The organism is Nocardioides insulae DSM 17944 (assembly GCF_000422825.1).
Taxonomy (GTDB): Bacteria; Actinomycetota; Actinomycetes; order Propionibacteriales; family Nocardioidaceae; genus Nocardioides; species Nocardioides insulae.
The window spans coordinates 512,878-529,054 of record NZ_KE383929.1 but is presented as its reverse complement, the minus strand read 5'-3'; the positions used below and the strand labels follow the sequence as shown (position 1 = coordinate 529,054).

At 71.7% G+C, this 16,177-nt stretch carries 11 protein-coding genes and 1 tRNA gene; 11 read left to right on the top strand and 1 reads right to left on the bottom strand.

The window, feature by feature from the left end; translation table 11 throughout:
• The first annotated feature begins 21 nt into the window (after positions 1 to 21).
• The 8 genes from dusB (at position 22) to G515_RS0116920 (ending at position 8,856) form a co-directional block, all read left to right on the top strand.
• A complete protein-coding gene (gene dusB, locus G515_RS0116955; protein WP_028661103.1) occupies positions 22 to 1,170 on the top strand; it encodes a tRNA dihydrouridine synthase DusB in 1,149 nt (382 codons plus the stop codon).
• Between the two features lie 248 nt (positions 1,171 to 1,418).
• Positions 1,419 to 2,339 (top strand): VldE C-terminal domain-containing protein, encoded by a 921-nt coding sequence (locus G515_RS22830; protein ID WP_084653673.1) that lies wholly within the window; start codon positions 1,419 to 1,421, stop codon positions 2,337 to 2,339.
• A 208-nt stretch (positions 2,340 to 2,547) separates the two neighbouring features.
• Positions 2,548 to 3,444 (top strand): VldE C-terminal domain-containing protein, encoded by an 897-nt coding sequence (locus G515_RS22825; protein WP_051218513.1) that lies wholly within the window; start codon positions 2,548 to 2,550, stop codon positions 3,442 to 3,444.
• A gap of 234 nt (positions 3,445 to 3,678) precedes the next feature.
• Positions 3,679 to 4,944: a deoxyguanosinetriphosphate triphosphohydrolase gene (locus G515_RS0116940; RefSeq protein WP_028661102.1), complete on the top strand. Its 1,266-nt coding sequence runs from the start codon at positions 3,679 to 3,681 to the stop codon at positions 4,942 to 4,944.
• 85 nt (positions 4,945 to 5,029) lie between these two features.
• A complete protein-coding gene (locus G515_RS0116935; protein ID WP_028661101.1) occupies positions 5,030 to 5,950 on the top strand; it encodes a 2-hydroxyacid dehydrogenase in 921 nt (306 codons plus the stop codon).
• Positions 5,950 to 6,750: a carbon-nitrogen hydrolase family protein gene (locus tag G515_RS0116930; RefSeq protein WP_036555905.1), complete on the top strand. Its 801-nt coding sequence runs from the start codon at positions 5,950 to 5,952 to the stop codon at positions 6,748 to 6,750. Before G515_RS0116935 ends, G515_RS0116930 begins: the two co-directional genes overlap by 1 nt.
• Positions 6,751 to 6,810: 60 nt before the next feature.
• Complete coding sequence (gene dnaG, locus G515_RS0116925; protein WP_028661099.1) at positions 6,811 to 8,703, top strand: DNA primase; 1,893 nt, start codon at positions 6,811 to 6,813, stop codon at positions 8,701 to 8,703.
• 80 nt (positions 8,704 to 8,783) lie between these two features.
• Positions 8,784 to 8,856 (top strand) — tRNA-Asn (locus G515_RS0116920).
• A 158-nt stretch (positions 8,857 to 9,014) separates the two neighbouring features.
• Here the strand turns inward: G515_RS0116920 and G515_RS0116915 are convergent.
• Positions 9,015 to 9,818: a class I SAM-dependent methyltransferase gene (locus tag G515_RS0116915; RefSeq protein WP_028661098.1), complete on the bottom strand. Its 804-nt coding sequence runs from the start codon at positions 9,816 to 9,818 to the stop codon at positions 9,015 to 9,017.
• 325 nt (positions 9,819 to 10,143) lie between these two features.
• Here G515_RS0116915 and G515_RS22065 point away from each other — a divergent pair, with 325 nt between their 5' ends.
• Genes G515_RS22065 through G515_RS0116900 form a run of 3 tightly spaced genes read left to right on the top strand, consistent with a single transcriptional unit; the run spans position 10,144 to position 16,167 of the window.
• On the top strand, positions 10,144 to 11,916 hold the full coding sequence (locus G515_RS22065; protein ID WP_084653672.1) for an AfsR/SARP family transcriptional regulator: 1,773 nt from the start codon (positions 10,144 to 10,146) through the stop codon (positions 11,914 to 11,916).
• Entirely contained in the window at positions 11,916 to 14,240 is a 2,325-nt protein-coding gene (locus tag G515_RS23665; protein ID WP_051218512.1) for a TOMM precursor leader peptide-binding protein, read from the top strand. The genes G515_RS22065 and G515_RS23665 overlap by 1 nt, the downstream gene beginning before the upstream one ends.
• The gene (locus G515_RS0116900) at positions 14,230 to 16,167 is read left to right on the top strand and encodes a TOMM precursor leader peptide-binding protein (RefSeq protein ID WP_051218511.1); all 1,938 of its coding nucleotides are present in this window, start codon (positions 14,230 to 14,232) and stop codon (positions 16,165 to 16,167) included. The genes G515_RS23665 and G515_RS0116900 overlap by 11 nt, the downstream gene beginning before the upstream one ends.
• The last annotated feature ends 10 nt before the right edge of the window (positions 16,168 to 16,177 follow it).

Genomic DNA, 16,177 nt, shown 5'->3' with positions numbered 1-16,177 from the left:
TCGTCACCGACAATGTGAGGTATGTCCGCGCTCGCCGTCCAAGCCCGTCCGCTGACCCTCGGCTCCCTCGAGGTGCCGGTGCCGGTGGTGCTGGCGCCGATGGCGGGCGTGACCAATGCGGCCTACCGCCGGCTGTGCGCCGAGCAGGGCGCCGGCCTCTACGTCTGCGAGATGATCACCAGCCGGGGCCTGGTCGAGGGCGACCAGCACACCAAGGACATGCTGGTCTTCGACGACCTCGAGACCGTGCGGTCGGTGCAGCTCTACGGCACCGACCCGGTGTACGTCGGTAAGGCCGCCGAGATCCTGTGCGCCGAGTACGGCGTCGCGCACATCGACCTCAACTTCGGCTGCCCGGTCCCCAAGGTCACCCGGAAGGGCGGCGGTGGCGCGCTGCCCTGGAAGCGCGGCCTGCTCGCCGAGATCCTCGAGCGGGCGGTCGCCGCGGCGTCGCCGTACGGCGTACCCGTGACGATGAAGACCCGCAAGGGCATCGACGAGGACCACCTGACCTACCTGGACGCCGGGCGGATCGCCCAGGAGACCGGGTGCGCCGCGATCGCCCTGCACGGGCGCACCGTCGCCCAGGCCTACTCGGGCGAGGCCGACTGGGACGCCATCGCCCGGCTGGTCGAGGCCGTCGACATCCCGGTGCTCGGCAACGGCGACATCTGGGAGGCCTCGGACGCGTTGCGGATGGTGGAGCAGACCGGTGCGGCCGGCGTCGTGGTCGGTCGCGGCTGCCTGGGCCGGCCCTGGCTGTTCCGCGACCTCGCCGCCGCCTTCCGCGGTGAGCAGGTCGCCACCCTGCCGACGCTCGGCGAGGTCGGCGCGATGATGCGCCGGCACGCCGAACTGCTCGCGCAGCACATGGGCGAGGAGCGCGGCCTCAAGGAGTTCCGCAAGCACGTCTCGTGGTACCTCAAGGGGTTCGGCGCCGGCGGCGCGATGCGCCGCGACCTCGGCCTGGTCTCGACGCTGGCGGACCTGGACACCCTCATCGCCGAACTCGACCCGGACGAGCCGTTCCCGGTCCGCGAGCTCGGTACGCCGCGCGGTCGGCAGGGCTCGCCGCGCAGCCGGATCGCGCTCCCCGAGGGCTGGCTCGACGACACCGACGGCAGCGGTTGCGGGCTCACCGAAGAGGTCGGCGAGACCTCCGGCGGCTAGCCGCAGCGGGTCTCGCGGCTCGTCGCCGGGGCGGCGCAGCCGGGCACCTCGACGAGCCGACTCACGCTTCACAGGGGCCGCAGGAGTACCGGCCGGGCCGCCTCGGGTGTGGTGAGCGCCACGGCGATCCACCGGGTCAGGATTCGATCGGGTCGACATCGCTGTGCCAGGGTCGGGCCCCGTGCCACCCGATTGTGGGGACAAGGACGGCGGCACATGACCTGTCAGCTACGCAAAGGATCAGCGCTGTGGCCATTAGCCACAAGCGGGACACCAATGCCCGCCGTACCCCCCGAGCCGTTTTTCTCGCGGCACCGCTCGCCCTCGTCGTCACCGGCATCGCCGTCGGCGCGGGAGTGCTGAGCGCGGACCCCGAGCCCGCCGCGGACACCACCGCCGGCGCCGGACCCGCGCAGCCTCTCGAAGCGACCGACCAGGCCGCCGAGGAGCCGACCGAGCAGGAGCGGGAGCCGGCGCTGTCGCGATCCTTCTCCCGCCTCGCCGAGGCCAAGGTGGTCAAGGCACCGGAGGTCGAGCGAGACCCGGTCGATGTGATGATGGCCCCCGCAGCCGTGAAGAAGGCCGTCGCCGGAGCCGATACGAAGCTCTGGGCGACCACCGACCTCAACCTGTGGACGCTTCCCGCCGACGAGGGCAAGAACATCGGCCTCGTCGAGGAGGGGGACAAGGTCACCGTCACCGGCCGCAAGCTCGAAGGCCGCGAGGAGATCGTCGTCGACGGCCGGTCGCGGTGGGTGACCACCGGCTACTTCGACGACGAGAAGCCGGTCGAGACCGGTCCCGATGCCGAGGTCTCCTCCGCGCCCTGCGCCGACACGTCGGTGGAGAGCGGTCTGACCAGCGGGGCGGTCACCGTCTACCGCGCGGTCTGCAACGCCTTCCCGGAGATCACCTCCTACGGCGGCTACGACGCGCACGGCGAGCACGCCTCCGGCAAGGCCATCGACATCATGACCAGCGACGAGACCCTCGGCACCCAGATCGCCGAGTTCCTCAAGGCCCACGCTGCCGAGTTCGACCTCTACGACGTCATCTGGCGCCAGCAGATCTGGACCCCCGTCCGCTCCTCGGAGGGTTGGCGCTACATGGAGGACCGCGGTTCGACCACGGCCAACCACTACGACCACGTGCACGTCTCGGTCAACTGAGGACACCGTGCCCCGGGCTCCGTACCCGGGGTCCGGCGGCCGTTCCTGGACCCGAGAGGGCGGGATCGCCGGGTGACCAGTCCGTGAAATGGTCGGTGCAGAACCCGATCGAGGCTCCTCACCTGTGGCAGGGTCGGGCAGCGTGCGACCCGGCCGCGGGGGGCGACCGGCCGCACCGCCCCCGTCAGCAACGCAAAGGATCAGCGCTGTGGCCAACAGCCACAAGCGGGACACCAATGCCCGCCGTACCCCCCGAGCAGGCTTCATCGCCGCCCCCCTCGCCCTCCTCGCCACCGGCGTCGTGGTCGGGACGGGAGTGCTGAGCGCAGACCCCGCCTCGACCGGCCGGACCAGCGCCACCGCCGACCGGTCGCAGTTGCTCGAGCACGTCGACCGAGCTCTCCAGGAACAGACCGAGGAACGCGAGCCCGCGCTGTCCCGATCCTTCTCCCGGCTCGCCCGGGCGAAGGTGGTCGACGGCACCGAGGTCGAGCGCGACCCCGCCGACCTGTTGATGGCCCCCGCCGCCGTACGCACGGCGATAGCGGGCGCGGACACCCGACTATGGGCCACCGAGGAACTCAACCTCTGGGATCTCCCGGGCGAGGACGCGACCAACGTCGGCCTCCTCGAGGAGGGTGACCAGGTCACCGTCACCGGCCGCGAGTTCGGTGGCCGGGAGGAGATCGTCGTGGACGGCGCCTCCCGCTGGGTGACCTCCGGCTACTTCGACGACGAGGAACCGACCGCGCTGGGCGGCGAGTGCACCAACGGCACCTCCGTACCGGCCGGTGTCGACCCCAGCATCGAACTGGTCCACCAGGCGGTGTGCGCCAACTGGCCCGAGGTCAGCACCTACGGCACCTTCCGCAGCGACGGCGAGCACGGTGAGGGCCGCGCGGTCGACATCATGATCAGCGGGCAGACCGGCTGGGACATCGCCGAGTTCCTGCGGGCCAACTACGCCGACCTCGGCATCGAGTACCTCATCTACTCCCAGCAGATCTGGTCGGTCGAACGCTCCGGCGAGGGCTGGCGCGGCATGTCCGACCGCGGCTCCACCACCGCGAATCATTACGACCACGTCCACGTCACCGTCTACTGAGCGCCGCCCGGACGCGCGCCTGGCGGCGTTGTCGGCGCTCGACGACCGGCTTCGCCCGGGGAGGTCGCCTTCGTGCCTCCGCCTGGCCAGACCCGCGCCGGACGAGGCTCGGTATCCCGGACGCGCGCCTGGCGGCGTTGTCGGCGCTCGACGACCGGCTCGACCCGGGCCTTCTGGCTCCCGATCGGGTATGCGACCGCGCGGGGGTGCCGCCGCGCTCTAGGGTGAGCACCGATGGACGAGTGGTACGACGAGGCCGACCGGGCGCGCCGGGTGCCGGAGCCGCCCAAGCGGGTGGATGCTCCGACCCGGACGCCGTTCGAGCGCGACCGGGCCCGGGTGGTGCACGCTGCCTCCTCGCGACGGCTCGCGGCCAAGACCCAGGTCGTCGGACCGCAATCGGATGACTTCGTACGCAACCGGCTCACCCACAGTCTCGAGGTCGCCCAGGTCGCGCGCGACATCTCCCGGGCCCTCACCGCCGCCGGCCCGGGGGAGTGGAGCGCCCGCAGCCAGCCCGACATCGCCGAGACCGCGGCACTGGCCCATGACCTCGGGCACCCGCCGTTCGGGCACAACGGCGAGCGGGCGCTCGCCGAGCTGAGCGAGAGCTGCGGCGGATTCGAGGGCAACGCGCAGACCCTGCGCCTGCTCACCCGGCTCGAGGCCAAGAGTGTGGATGCCGAAGGACGCTCGGTGGGGCTCAACCTCACCCGGGCGACCCTCGACGCCTGCACCAAGTACCCCTGGCGACGCGGTGCGGTCGCCGGGCCGAAGTTCGGCGTCTACGACGACGACTTGCCGGTGTTCGACTGGATGCGCAGCCCCGAGACCGGGCAGCGTCGCTGTGTCGAGGCCCAGATCATGGATCTCGCCGACGACGTCGCCTACTCGGTGCACGACGTCGAGGACGGCGTCGTGGCCGGCAAGATCGACCTGACCCGGCTCGATCCGGGGGCGGTGGCCGAGACCGTCCGTGACTGGTACCTCCCGGGGGCCGACGAGGCCCTGGTGCGCTCGGTGCTGGCCGACCTCGCCGCCGTGGGCAGCTGGCCACAGCACCCCTACGACGGTTCCCGCCGGGGGCAGGCAGCGCTGAAGAACCTCACCAGCGACCTGATCGGCCGGTTCTGCGGGGCGGTCCAGAGCGCGTCGTACCTTCCCGATGCGAGGCCGCTGGTGCGGTACGCCGGCGACCTGGTGGTCCCCCGGTCGACCGCCCTGGAGATCGCCGTGCTCAAGGGTCTCGCCGCCCATTACGTCATGCAGAGCGATGACCGACTGAGCCTGATGGCACGTCAGCGGGAGTTGCTCGCCGACCTCGTCGACGTGCTCCTCGCGCGGGGGCCGGCCGAGCTCGACCGGGTGTTCGTCGCCGACTGGCACGAGGCCCGCGACGACGCCGCCAGGCTGCGCGTGGTGATCGACCAGGTCGCCTCCCTGACCGATGTGGCCGCGGTGGCCTGGCACCAGCGCCTGGTGGGCGGCAGCGACGCGTGATCCGCGTCGGTCGGCGAAACTCCTTCCGATGTCTCGCCTGCCGACCAGGGTCAGGAGCATCCGAGGGACTCGTTAGGGTGCCTGGGTGAGCGCTGAGCAGCCCCTGGTCTGGATCCCGTTCGACCCCGCCGAGCTGGGGGAGCCCCCCGAAGGTTTGCGCTACGAAGTGGTCGACCCGACCAAGCACGTGCCGGACTCGGTCGGCGAGGTGCGCTTCTACATCCCGCCGTACATGATCGGATCCGCCGGTGTCGACGTGCTGCCACAGATGTCGAGCCTCGAGGTCATCCAGCTCCAGACCGCGGGCGTCGACGTCTACCGGGGCAAGGTGGCGGACGGCGTGACGCTGTGCAACGGACGCGGCATCCACGACGCCTCGACGGCGGAGCTGGCGGTCACCCTGACCCTGGCCAGCCTGCGCGGGATCCCGGGCTACGTGCGCTTCCAGGACGAGCACAGGTGGCATCAGGGCTACCGGCCGGCACTGGCCGACCGGCGGGTGATGATCCTCGGCTACGGCTCGATCGGCAAGGCCATCGAGGCCCGACTGCTGCCCTTCGAGACCGAGATCGTCCGGGTCGCGCGGACGGCGCGGGAGGGCGTGCACGCCTTCACCGAGCTGCCCGACCTCCTCCCCACCGTCGACGTCGTGATCCTGATCGCGCCGCTCACCGAGGAGACCCGTGGCCTGGTCGACGCCGACTTCCTCGGCCGGATGAAGGATCGCGCACTGTTGGTCAACGTCGCGCGCGGTGCCCTCGTCGACCATGACGCGCTGATCGAGGCCTGTACGGCGAAGCGGATCACTGCCGCCATCGATGTCGCCGAGGTGGAGCCGCTCCCCGCCGACCATCGCCTGTGGGACACCCCGAACCTGCTGATCACCCCGCACGTCGGCGGCGCCTCCTCCGCCTTCCAGCCACGGATGCGCAGGCTGATCCGCGAGCAGTTGCAGCGGTACGCCGCCGGCGAGCCCCTCGCCAACGTGATGTCCGGCTCCTACTGATGCCGTTGCGGGTCGGCGCGGTCCAGGCCGTGGCCGTCCCGGGGGATCTCTCGGCCAACCTCACCGCGGCGGCTCGATGGGTGGGCGCGGCGGGGGAGCGGGGCGTAGGCCTGCTGGCCTTCCCCGAGGCGTTCGTGACCGGCTACGACCTCGAGGTGCTCGCCGGGCCGCTACCGCCCGCGGAGCAGCTGGACTGGCTGGACGAGGTCCAGCGGGCGGTCGGTGAGCACCACCTGGTCGTGGTGCTCCCCAGCCCGCTCGAACGTGGTGATCGGGCCACCCTGAGCAGTCTCGTACTGGCGCCCGGACGGCTCCCGGTGGCGGCGTACGACAAGCAGCACCTCGACGCCACCGAACGGGCCCGGTTCACTGCCGGGGAGCGCGCGCTGGTGCTCGAGGTCGAGGGCGTCCGGGTCGGGATCTCCATCTGCTACGACGCCAGCTTCCCCGAGCACGCCGCCGAGGCAGCCGCAGCCGGTGCGCAGGTCTACCTCAACAGCGGCGCCTGGTTCCCGGGCGGTGAGCACCGCCGCGACCTGCATCACCGGGCACGTGCCCTCGACAACGGTGTCTACGTGGTCTTCGCCGGGTTGGTCGGGGCGCCGAGCGACTTCATCGGCGGTTCGGCGGTCTACGACCCCGAGGGTCGTCTCCTCGCTGGTCTGGATGAGGCCGTCGAGGGACTCGTGGTGGCCGACCTCGACCCCTGGCTGGTGGAGGAGATCCGGACGGTGCAGCGGATGTGGGCCGACCGTCGTCCCAGCGCTGGGGTGGACCGGGTGGTGATCGACGGCCGTTGAGGTGGCCGTCGGCTGTGGAGCGGACGGGATCGGATGGGGCGAGGGCCGTAGGATCGCGCTGTGGCCGGACGGATCAAGGAGACGAGCATCGCGGAGGTGCGCGAGAAGGCGCGCATCGAGGAGATCGTCTCCCAGTACGTCACGCTGACCCGCGCCGGCACCGGATCGCTCAAGGGACTGTGCCCCTTCCACGACGAGAAGTCGCCCTCCTTCCACGTCACCCCCAATCGGGGGTTCTACCACTGCTTCGGCTGCGGGGAGGGCGGCGACGTCATCGACTTCGTGATGAAGCTCGACGGACTGTCCTTCGCCGAGACCGTGGAGCGGCTGGCCGACAAGTGCGGCGTCCAGCTCCAGCGGGACGAGGAGGGGGATGCCCCGCGGGAGCGGCGCGGCCCCTCCCGCGGCACCCTGGTGGAGGCCCACCGGGTGGCCCAGGAGTTCTACGCCGACCAGCTCCGTGCCCCGGATGCGGTGGTGGCCCGGCAGTTCCTCGACGAGCGCGGGTTCGACCAGGCGGTGGCCGAGCACTTCGGGATCGGGTTCTCCCCGCGCGGCGGGGAGGATCTCTTCCGGCACCTGCGCGGCCGTGGGTTCGCCCAGGACGACCTGGTCGCCGCCGGGCTGGTCTCGGTCGGGCGCTCGGCGTACGACCGGTTCCGGGGGCGGCTGATGTGGCCCATCCGCGATACCAGCGGCGACACGATCGGGTTCGGTGCTCGGCGGCTCTTCGACGACGACCGGATCGAGGCGAAGTACCTCAACACCTCCGAGACCCCCGTCTACAAGAAGAGCCACGTGCTCTACGGTCTCGATCTGGCCCGCCGGGAGATCGCGCGGTCCAACCGGGCGGTGATCGTGGAGGGATACACCGATGTGATGGCCTGCCACCTGGCCGGCATCACCACCGCGGTGGCCACCTGCGGCACCGCCTTCGGCGACGACCACGCCAAGGTGCTGCGTCGGCTGATGGCCGACCACCAGGAGTTCCGTGGCGAGGTGATCTACACCTTCGACGGCGACGAGGCCGGGCAGAAGGCCGCCATCAAGGCCTTCGGCGGCGACCAGAACTTCGTCTCCCAGACCTACGTCGCGGTCGAGCCGGACGGCCTGGACCCGTGCGACCTGCGCCTGAAGAAGGGCGACGAGGCGGTGCGCGACCTGGTCGCCTCCCGCGTGCCGCTGTACAGGTTCGTGCTGACCAACGAGGTCGGCCGCTTCGATCTCGACCGCGCCGACGGACGGGTCGACGCACTCCGGGCCGGGGCCAAGCTGGTGAGCAGTGTGCGCGACCGGTCCAAGGTCGACGCCTTCGCTCGCGAGCTGGCCGGGATGGTCGGGGTGGACGTCGAGGAGGCCCGACGCGAGGTGCAGCGGGCGGTACGCCGCGGCCCCGAGCGCTCGACCCGCGGCCAGCGGGAGACCGTGCGCACAGACGAGACGCCGCCGCCCGCACCGGCCGTGCGACCGGCCCCGAGCCTGCGGGAACCGAAGTTCGCGATCGAGCGCGAGACCCTCAAGATCATCGTGCAACACCCGATGGTCGTGGGCCGGACGACCGGTGAGATCAGTGCCGAGGACTTCACCCACCCGGCGTACCGCCTCACCTGGGAGCTGGTCGCCGCGGCCGGCGGTCCTGCCGCCGGTGCCGGTGACCCCAGCTGGGCGGCGCGGCTGCGCGACGCAGCCGGTTCGCCCCAGCTCGCCGCGGTGGTGAGCGAGTTGGCTGTCGAGCCCCTGCGCACCACGAAGGAGATGGACGCCTCCTACGTCACCCAACACGTCCTCCGGCTGCGGGAACTCACTGCCCAGCGCCGGATCGCCGAGGTGAAGTCCCGCCTCCAGCGGGCCGACCCCTCCGACCTGGACGGCTACCGCGCCATGTTCGCCGAACTCGCCGGCCTGGAGCAGCACCGGCGCACCCTGCTCGACCGTCTCGCCGGTCCCGTCTGAGTCGCTGCGCCCGCGCCGAGCCACCCCCGGATTTCGACAGCCGCGCTGATCTTGCTAAGGTTTCACCCGCTTGCCAGCGATCCCCTGTAGCTCAACTGGCAGAGCATTCGGCTGTTAACCGGAGGGTTGTTGGTTCGAGTCCAACCGGGGGAGCAACGAGAGCCCGTCCGATCTGTGCGAACAGGTCGGGCGGGCTCTTTCCATGTCTCGAGTCGACTTGGCTCGTCACACTTTCGGTCCACCCAGCTTGGTCCGCGTCGTCCACCGGCGAGAGAGCCTCACCGTGCCTCCGCGCTGGATGAGAGGCGGACTCAAGGCCTTGTCGGGAGCTCGACGGTCCAGATCGAGGGAGTATGCGAGCCCAGGACGGGCGTCGCCGAGAGGAGGGGGGCCAACCAGCGACCCGCGCCGCGCGGGAACGAGTAGGGGATCTCGCGCGTCACCGAGCCGGGCACGAGACGCGCCATCTTCGCGGGCAGCTCGCGGCGGCTGATGCCGAAGGGCATCCGAGGCACCGTGTACGACGGCGTCAGCTTCCACCCGTGCATCGATCGTCGGGACAACCATTCGGGGATGGTGTCGAACGAGAGCCATGCTCCTGGGAATCGCGCCGCAAGCATCCGGATCAGCCCATCGACCTCCTGCTCCTCGAAGTACATCAGCAGTCCCTGAGCGGTGACGTGGACCGGCCCCTCTGGCACTGCATCCGCCCAGGCAGCATCGAGAGCGGACGCGGCGAGGTGAACGTGAGTGTCGTCCGGGGGGATGAGGCGCTCCCGAACCGCGAGCGCTTCGGCCACATCGACACTCATCCACCGCACCTCCAGGTCGGCCAAGCGGTAACGCTGCGTCTCCAGCCCTTCGCCGAGGTTGACGATCGTCGGGCGTGGGTGGGTGGCTGCGAACCGCCGGATCTCGGCATCGACGACGCGCGAGCGAACGCCGTGTGATGGGCTCGCGTTGCCAAAGCGCGCCTCGTAGTCATACTCGATGCCGCGGTAGACGCGAAGGCATTCGGGATCCCGGATGACCCCGTCGTCGCGCAGCGCCTCGCTCGCCCGGTTGTGAAGAGTCCACAGCATCGTCTCCGGAACTCCGCTCACCTCAAGACCCATGTCGACTTCCTTTCGCTCCTGAGACGCCTGCTTCCGCGGTCGCGATCAGGAGGACGCGAGTCGTGCGCATCGCGGACATCGGGATCTGATCAAGGAACGCGGGCAGCCGGGTGTGTCAGTGAGGAGAACGGGATGGCGCGGGGTGATACCTCGGCCCCGTCCGACCCGGCAATCGCAAGCGAAACCCTGTCGACCGGCGCGGCGGCCCTGGTCGGCGCGATGTATCACCGATGTCGATTGCTCGCTCCTTCTCGTCATTGTTTCGCCTTGTGGCGTTGACCGGGCTCTGGTCGGCGGCGTCGGCGACAGGACACCGGAGTGCGGAATGGAACAGCTCAGCAGCAGTCTTCGGTCCACCCTGCTGGCTGAGCCCTCGGGTCCGGCGCAGGTCTTCCGGGTGCTCGGACCAGTCGCGCTGGGTCGCGGCGAAGACACGCGCCTGTTGCCGGCCGGGAAGCCGACGACGCTCCTGGCGGCGCTGTTGCTGCGGCCGAACACCGTCGTCTCCACCGGACGGCTCAAGGCCGCGGTGTGGAACCACGAGCCGCACCTGGCCGCGAACGCCGCCCTGCACACGTGCGTACGACGACTGCGCCGGGCGTTGGCCGAGGAGGGCCTGCCGTACGACACGGTCAGGGCAGAGGCCGGGGGATACCGGATCGACGCCGATGCCAGGACCTGTGATCTGCTGCGGTTCCGGGGCCTGGTCGCTGCCGCCCGCGTGGAGGGCGACCTGCCCACCGAACTCGGCATGTTGCGTGAGGCGCTGCACGAGTGGCGAGGTCCGCTGCTGGGCAACGTCGACTCCGATCTCCTGCACCGTGATGAGGTGCCGCGTCTGGTCGAAGAGCGTCTCGCCGCGCACGAACGGGCGATCGACATCGACCTCACGCTCGGTCGCTGCCGCGAGGTGATGGCCGAACTGTGGGACCTGACCCGCTCCCACCCCGACCGGGAGCGGTTCTGGGAGCAGCTGATCGAGGCGCTGTACCGCACCGGACGACAGGCCGAGGCCCTTGCGGAGTACCGCGGGATCAAGGGTCATCTGCGCGACCAGCTCGGCATCGACCCCGGCCCCGCCCTCCGGCGGCTGGAGCTCGCGATCCTCCGCGGCTCCGAACTCGGCACCCCCGTGGCCGACGTGGCTGTGACCACGCCGAGCCCGCGGCGTGCGCTGCCCGCTCCGCGGTCGGCCCCGTCGTTCGTCGGCCGGGCCGACCTGGTCGCCGATCTGAGCGCACTGCTGACCGAGACCCAGGGCGTCACCGTGGTCCTGTCCGGGCCACCCGGCATCGGCAAGACCGCGCTCGCGTTGCACCTCGCCGGCGAACTCCGCGATCGCTTCGCCGGCGGTTGCCTGGCGATCCGAACCACCCACCCCGACGGCACCCCGCGGCCGATGAGCGACCTGCAGGCCGAGGCCGCGCCGGACGAGCCCGATGCCCCTCGCCTGCTCATCCTCGACGACGTCGTCGACGCGGACATCGCCCGCGAACTCGCCGGGCCGGCCGACACGACGCTGGTGACCAGCCGGCTCAGCCTCGCGGGTCTGGTCGCCACCCACGGCGCCCGGGTACGCCGACCGGACCGGTTCACGCCGGCAGAGTCGGCCGCCTTCATCCGCGACGTCCTCGGCGTGGACCGGGTCGCTCGCGAGGCTGATGCCGCCGCCCGTCTGGCCGAGCTGTGCGACCACTTCCCGCTGGCGCTGCGCATCGCCGCCACCCGGCTACTGACCAGGCCGCTGCTCTCGGTCGCCGACTTCGTCGCCTGGCTCGAGGAGGATCCCGTCCAGCGGCTCTCGGTGGGACACGAGAACCGGCTGGCGATCACCGGTGTGCTCGGGGCCGCCCTGCACCGGCTCGAGCCCGCCCTGGCCGAGGCGTTCCTCCGGCTCGGTGCCGACCCGGTCACGGCCGGAGGCTTCTCGGGCGCCGACGCCGCCGGCGTGCTCAGCGGCGCGCCGGGTGGACCCTCGGCCGCACTCCACCGTCTCGCCGACGCCGGGTTCCTCGAGGAGGACCGGCCCGGCCACTTCCATATCCACGGCCTGTTGCGACTCTTCGCGAAGGCCTCGAACCACACCGGAGAACGCTGATGAGCCTGACCACCGAGTCGAGGACCGCCGACGCGAGCGCCGAGTCGAGCGCCGAGTCGAGCGCCGAGTCGAGCGCCGAGACGAGCGCCGAGTCGAGCGCCGAGAGCATCGAGCTGCTCACCACCCGACCCCGGGTGCGCCGCGATGTGCTCTACAGCCGGGTGCCCGAGGGCGTGCTGTTCCACGACGCGAAGACCGGGTTCCGGCTCCATGGTCGCAGCGCGTACCGATTCGCCACCTTGGTGGTGCCGCACCTCGACGGCAGCGTGACCGTCGGCGAACTGTGTACCCGGCTCGGCGACACCCAGCGCGCCATGGTCGAGAACCTCGTACGCACTCTCTACCAGCGGGGGTTCGCTCGCGCTGTGCCCGCCCCTGACCCGTCACGCGAGGCGGTGCTCGAGGACCCGGTGCGTCGTCGGTTCGAGGCCCAGATCGCGTACGTCGACCATCACGTCGATGACGCCGAGGAACGGTTCGCACGCTGGCGGAACACCCGCGTCGCGGTGGTGGGAGACGACGAGATCGCCCGATGGGCGGTCCTCAGCCTGCTTCGCAACGGCGTGGCGGCCGTCGGGGTGGCGCCGTCCGTCATCGACGGCACCGGCTGCCCGACCGCTGAGCTGACCGCCGAGCTGACCGCCGAGGTGGCGGGTCTGCGTGAGTCGGGTTGCCCGGTCGACGTGGTCCCGAGGCCGGCATTCGCCGAACGCCCGTCGTGGTCGGACCTGGCGGAGTTCGACCTCGTCGTGGTGACCCGGGGCGGCCGAGGGCTGCGTGATCTGCTCGCACTGGTCGAGGCGGGCGTTCCCCGGGAGCGCCGCTTGCTGCCGGTGTGGCAGGCCGGGGGGCAGGTCGCCGTCGGCCCTCTGATGGGAACGGGCAGCACCGGCTGCTGGGTGTGCGCCGCGCTCCGGCTGGGGGCGAACGGCGATGCCGGCGCAGCCGCCGATCTGTGGACGCGGGCCGCGGGCCAGGCGTCGGGGTCCGCCCCGTGGCCGCGCGGGCCGATCGCCGCGATGGTGGGGAACCTGCTCAGCTACGAGATCTTCCGGATCGCCACCGGCGCCCTGCCGGCCGAGACCATCGACAGGGTCATCGTCCAAGACACCGACTCCCTCGATGTCGCCGTCGAGCCACTTCGAGCCCACCCGGCGTGCCCGGTGTGCGGCCCTGCCGCCCCGGCGGTCGCCGGCGTCGACCTCGCCCAACCCTCGACCAGCGTCGTGCCGGGCCGGCCGCTGCCGGAACCGGGCAGCCCCGAGTCTGAAGCGGCGCTGGCCGCCCTGACCCGGCGTACGGCATTGGTCAGCCCGCACGTCGGCGTCTTCACCAGGTTCGACGACGACCTGCTCACCCAGACCCCGCTCCGAGTCAGCACCGTCGAGGTGGGCCTGGGACCGGGGCGACGCCGCCGGATCGCCGCCTTCGACCTCCACAACGTCGCAGGCGCCAGGCTCGCGGCGCTCACCGCGGCCGCCGCGGTGTACGCCGAACACGTCGTCGAAGGTGCGGTGTCGGCAGCCTCCGCATTCGCGGACGACGCCGCCGACGTACCGCGGGCCGGTGTCGAGACGCTGGCCACCGCGACCGGTCTGGTGGGCGAGGTCGAGGCCTGGGTGCCGGTGACCTCGTTGATCACCGGCGCGACGTTGCGGGTGCCCGCGGCGGCGATGGCTCCGCGCTCCCGCCTCAACCACGCGCGGACATTCATCGCCGGTGGCGGGGGGCTCGGCATCGACGCAACCCCCGACCAGGCTCGCGGCGCTGCACTCGTGTCCGCCCTCGGATTCGAGGCGCTCCGTGCGGCCATGCACGGCACGGTGCCGGTGCGGCGGGTCCGTACGCCGTTGGATGACACCGACCCGATCCTGGTCTTCCTCGCCCGCACGGCCGACAGCCTCGGTGCCCGGGTCGAGCTGCTCGAGCTCGGCGACGGGCCCGCGCCGACCCTGCTGGCCCGCGGGACCACCCGAGCCGGGGAGGTACTGTGGGCGGCGGCGACGGACACGTCCTGGCGCGCGGCGGCGGTCGCCGCTCTGCGCGACCTGTGCGGTCGGGTCCAGCTCGGTGCGACGCTGCCCGGCGGCGACGCGGTCGACACCGGGGATCCGTGGGTCACGGACCTGGCGCCCCAGACCCTCGTCGTCGGCGGCGACATCGCCGCCCGCCCGGGACTGGTCCGCACCTTCCCCGAGGTCCTCGACCGGGCAAGGGCCGTCGGCCTCGAGCCGCTCGCCGCAGACCTGCCGGCTCCGGACCTCGCCGCCGGCGGTCTGCGGGTGGCGCGAGTCGTCCTGCGCAGGAGTTCCGATGGGCAGTGAGATGTGGCGGGCCACCGCCACGGCGGTGCAGACTCGCGTCTCGGACCGGCTCACGGCGCTCGCGCCGGACAGCGGGAGCGACGCGCGGGTCCGGGTCGAGGTGCTCGGTGGCCGCGACGAGTACCTCGTCTCAGGGGACGAGGACTGGTCCGGAGCGGTTCCGGTGCACCTGATCGGCCACGGCGCGATCGTCGGACCGGTCACGGGCTGCCCGCGATGCCTGGCTCGCCGCTGGCAGGCCGCGCGCCCCGCCGAGTTCCGCGACGCCCTCGAGCTGGGCGGTGCGACGCACCCGGCCGGTGAGCCGCTGGTGCTGACAGCGTTCGCCACGGATCACCTGGCTGCCATCGCCGCAGCACTGAGCACCGACCCGGCCGGGGGAGAGGACGCGACGTACCCGTCCGTCCACGCCGTCGACCTGGATGGGCTCGCCGTACGCCGACACCGACTGGTGGCCGATCCGGAGTGTCCGGCATGTGCACCGCCCACCCAGCCGTGCGAGTCCGGCGACCCCGCGCAGCACGTGGAGCTCGCGGTCGTGGAGCTGCGTCCTGCCCCCAAACTCGCGCACGACCTCTTCCGGACCCGCGACCTGCTCGCCTACGAGCTCCCGGTCGACGCGTTCGCCAATCCGGTGTGCGGTGCGGTCGGCCCGGGCGTGGTCACCGACCTCTGCTCGGTGACCACCGCCGCCACGGCCGGCGGCTTCACCACCCGCTCGGGCAGCTATCTGCGGACGACCCACTGGGGCGGCCACGCCGACAGCTACGCGCACAGCACCCGGATCGGGATCCTGGAGGGTCTGGAGAGGTACGCCGGCATCCGTGCGCGGAGCGACCGAACGGGTACGGCGACCGCGACGACGGCAGCCCTGGACGACCTGGTCGATCTCGGCGTGACGGCACTCGACCCCCGTGAATGCGGGCTCTACACCGACGACTTCTACGAAGCGCATCCCGAGATCGACCGGTTCGATCCCGCCCGGCCGATCCGCTGGGTGCGCGGGTATTCGCTGCGCGACCACCGGCCGGTGCGGGTGCCGGAGGTGCTGGCCCACTATCAGACCCCGGTGAAGCAACGCCGCTTCGTGCAGTCCACCTCCAGCGGCTGCGCGACCGGTGCCTGCGTGGAGGAGGCGGTGCTGCACGGGCTGCTGGAGGCGGTGGAGCGCGATGCGTTTCTCATCGCGTGGTACGCCGGCCTCCGGTTGCCCGAACTGGACATAGGGACGAGCCGTCGCGCCTCCACCCGGCAGATGGTCGACCGGCTGGCGATGTACGGCTACGACGCGCGCTTCTTCGACACCCGCATCGACCTGCGGATCCCGGTGGTGACCGCGGTCGCCGTCCGCCGCGACGGTGGCCTGGGGGCACTCTGCGTCGGCGGAGGGTCGAGCCCCGACCCGGAGGCCGCAGCGGCCGCCGCGCTCTGCGAGATAGCCACCGATGCGGTCAACCTGCGCCGCCGGACTGCCGAGGACGAGGCCCGGCTGCGCTCGATGAGCTCAGACTTCGACCAGGTGGCCGAGCTCCACGACCACCCTCTGGCCTATGGCATCCCCGAGATGGCCGTGCACGCGGAGCGGCTGCTCGCCGGGTCCGCGCCGGTCCGGTCGCTGGCGGCGGCGTACCCCGATGCGCCACCTCTCCACGACGACCTGCGCGACGACCTCGTCTGGTGCCTCGGCGAGGTGACCGGCCGTGGATTCGACGTCGTGGTCGTCGACCAGACCCTGCCCGAGCAGCGCCGGCTGGGGCTGGTCACGGTCAACGTGATCGTGCCGGGCCTGGTCCCGATCGACTTCGGCTGGGACCGCCAGCGAGCCCTGCACATGGACCGGGTCCGCACCGCGCCGCGGGAGGCCGGCCTGTGCGACCGGGCGCTCACCGAATCCGACCTGCACCGGGTGCCGCACCCGTTCCCCTGAGGAGAGCCAC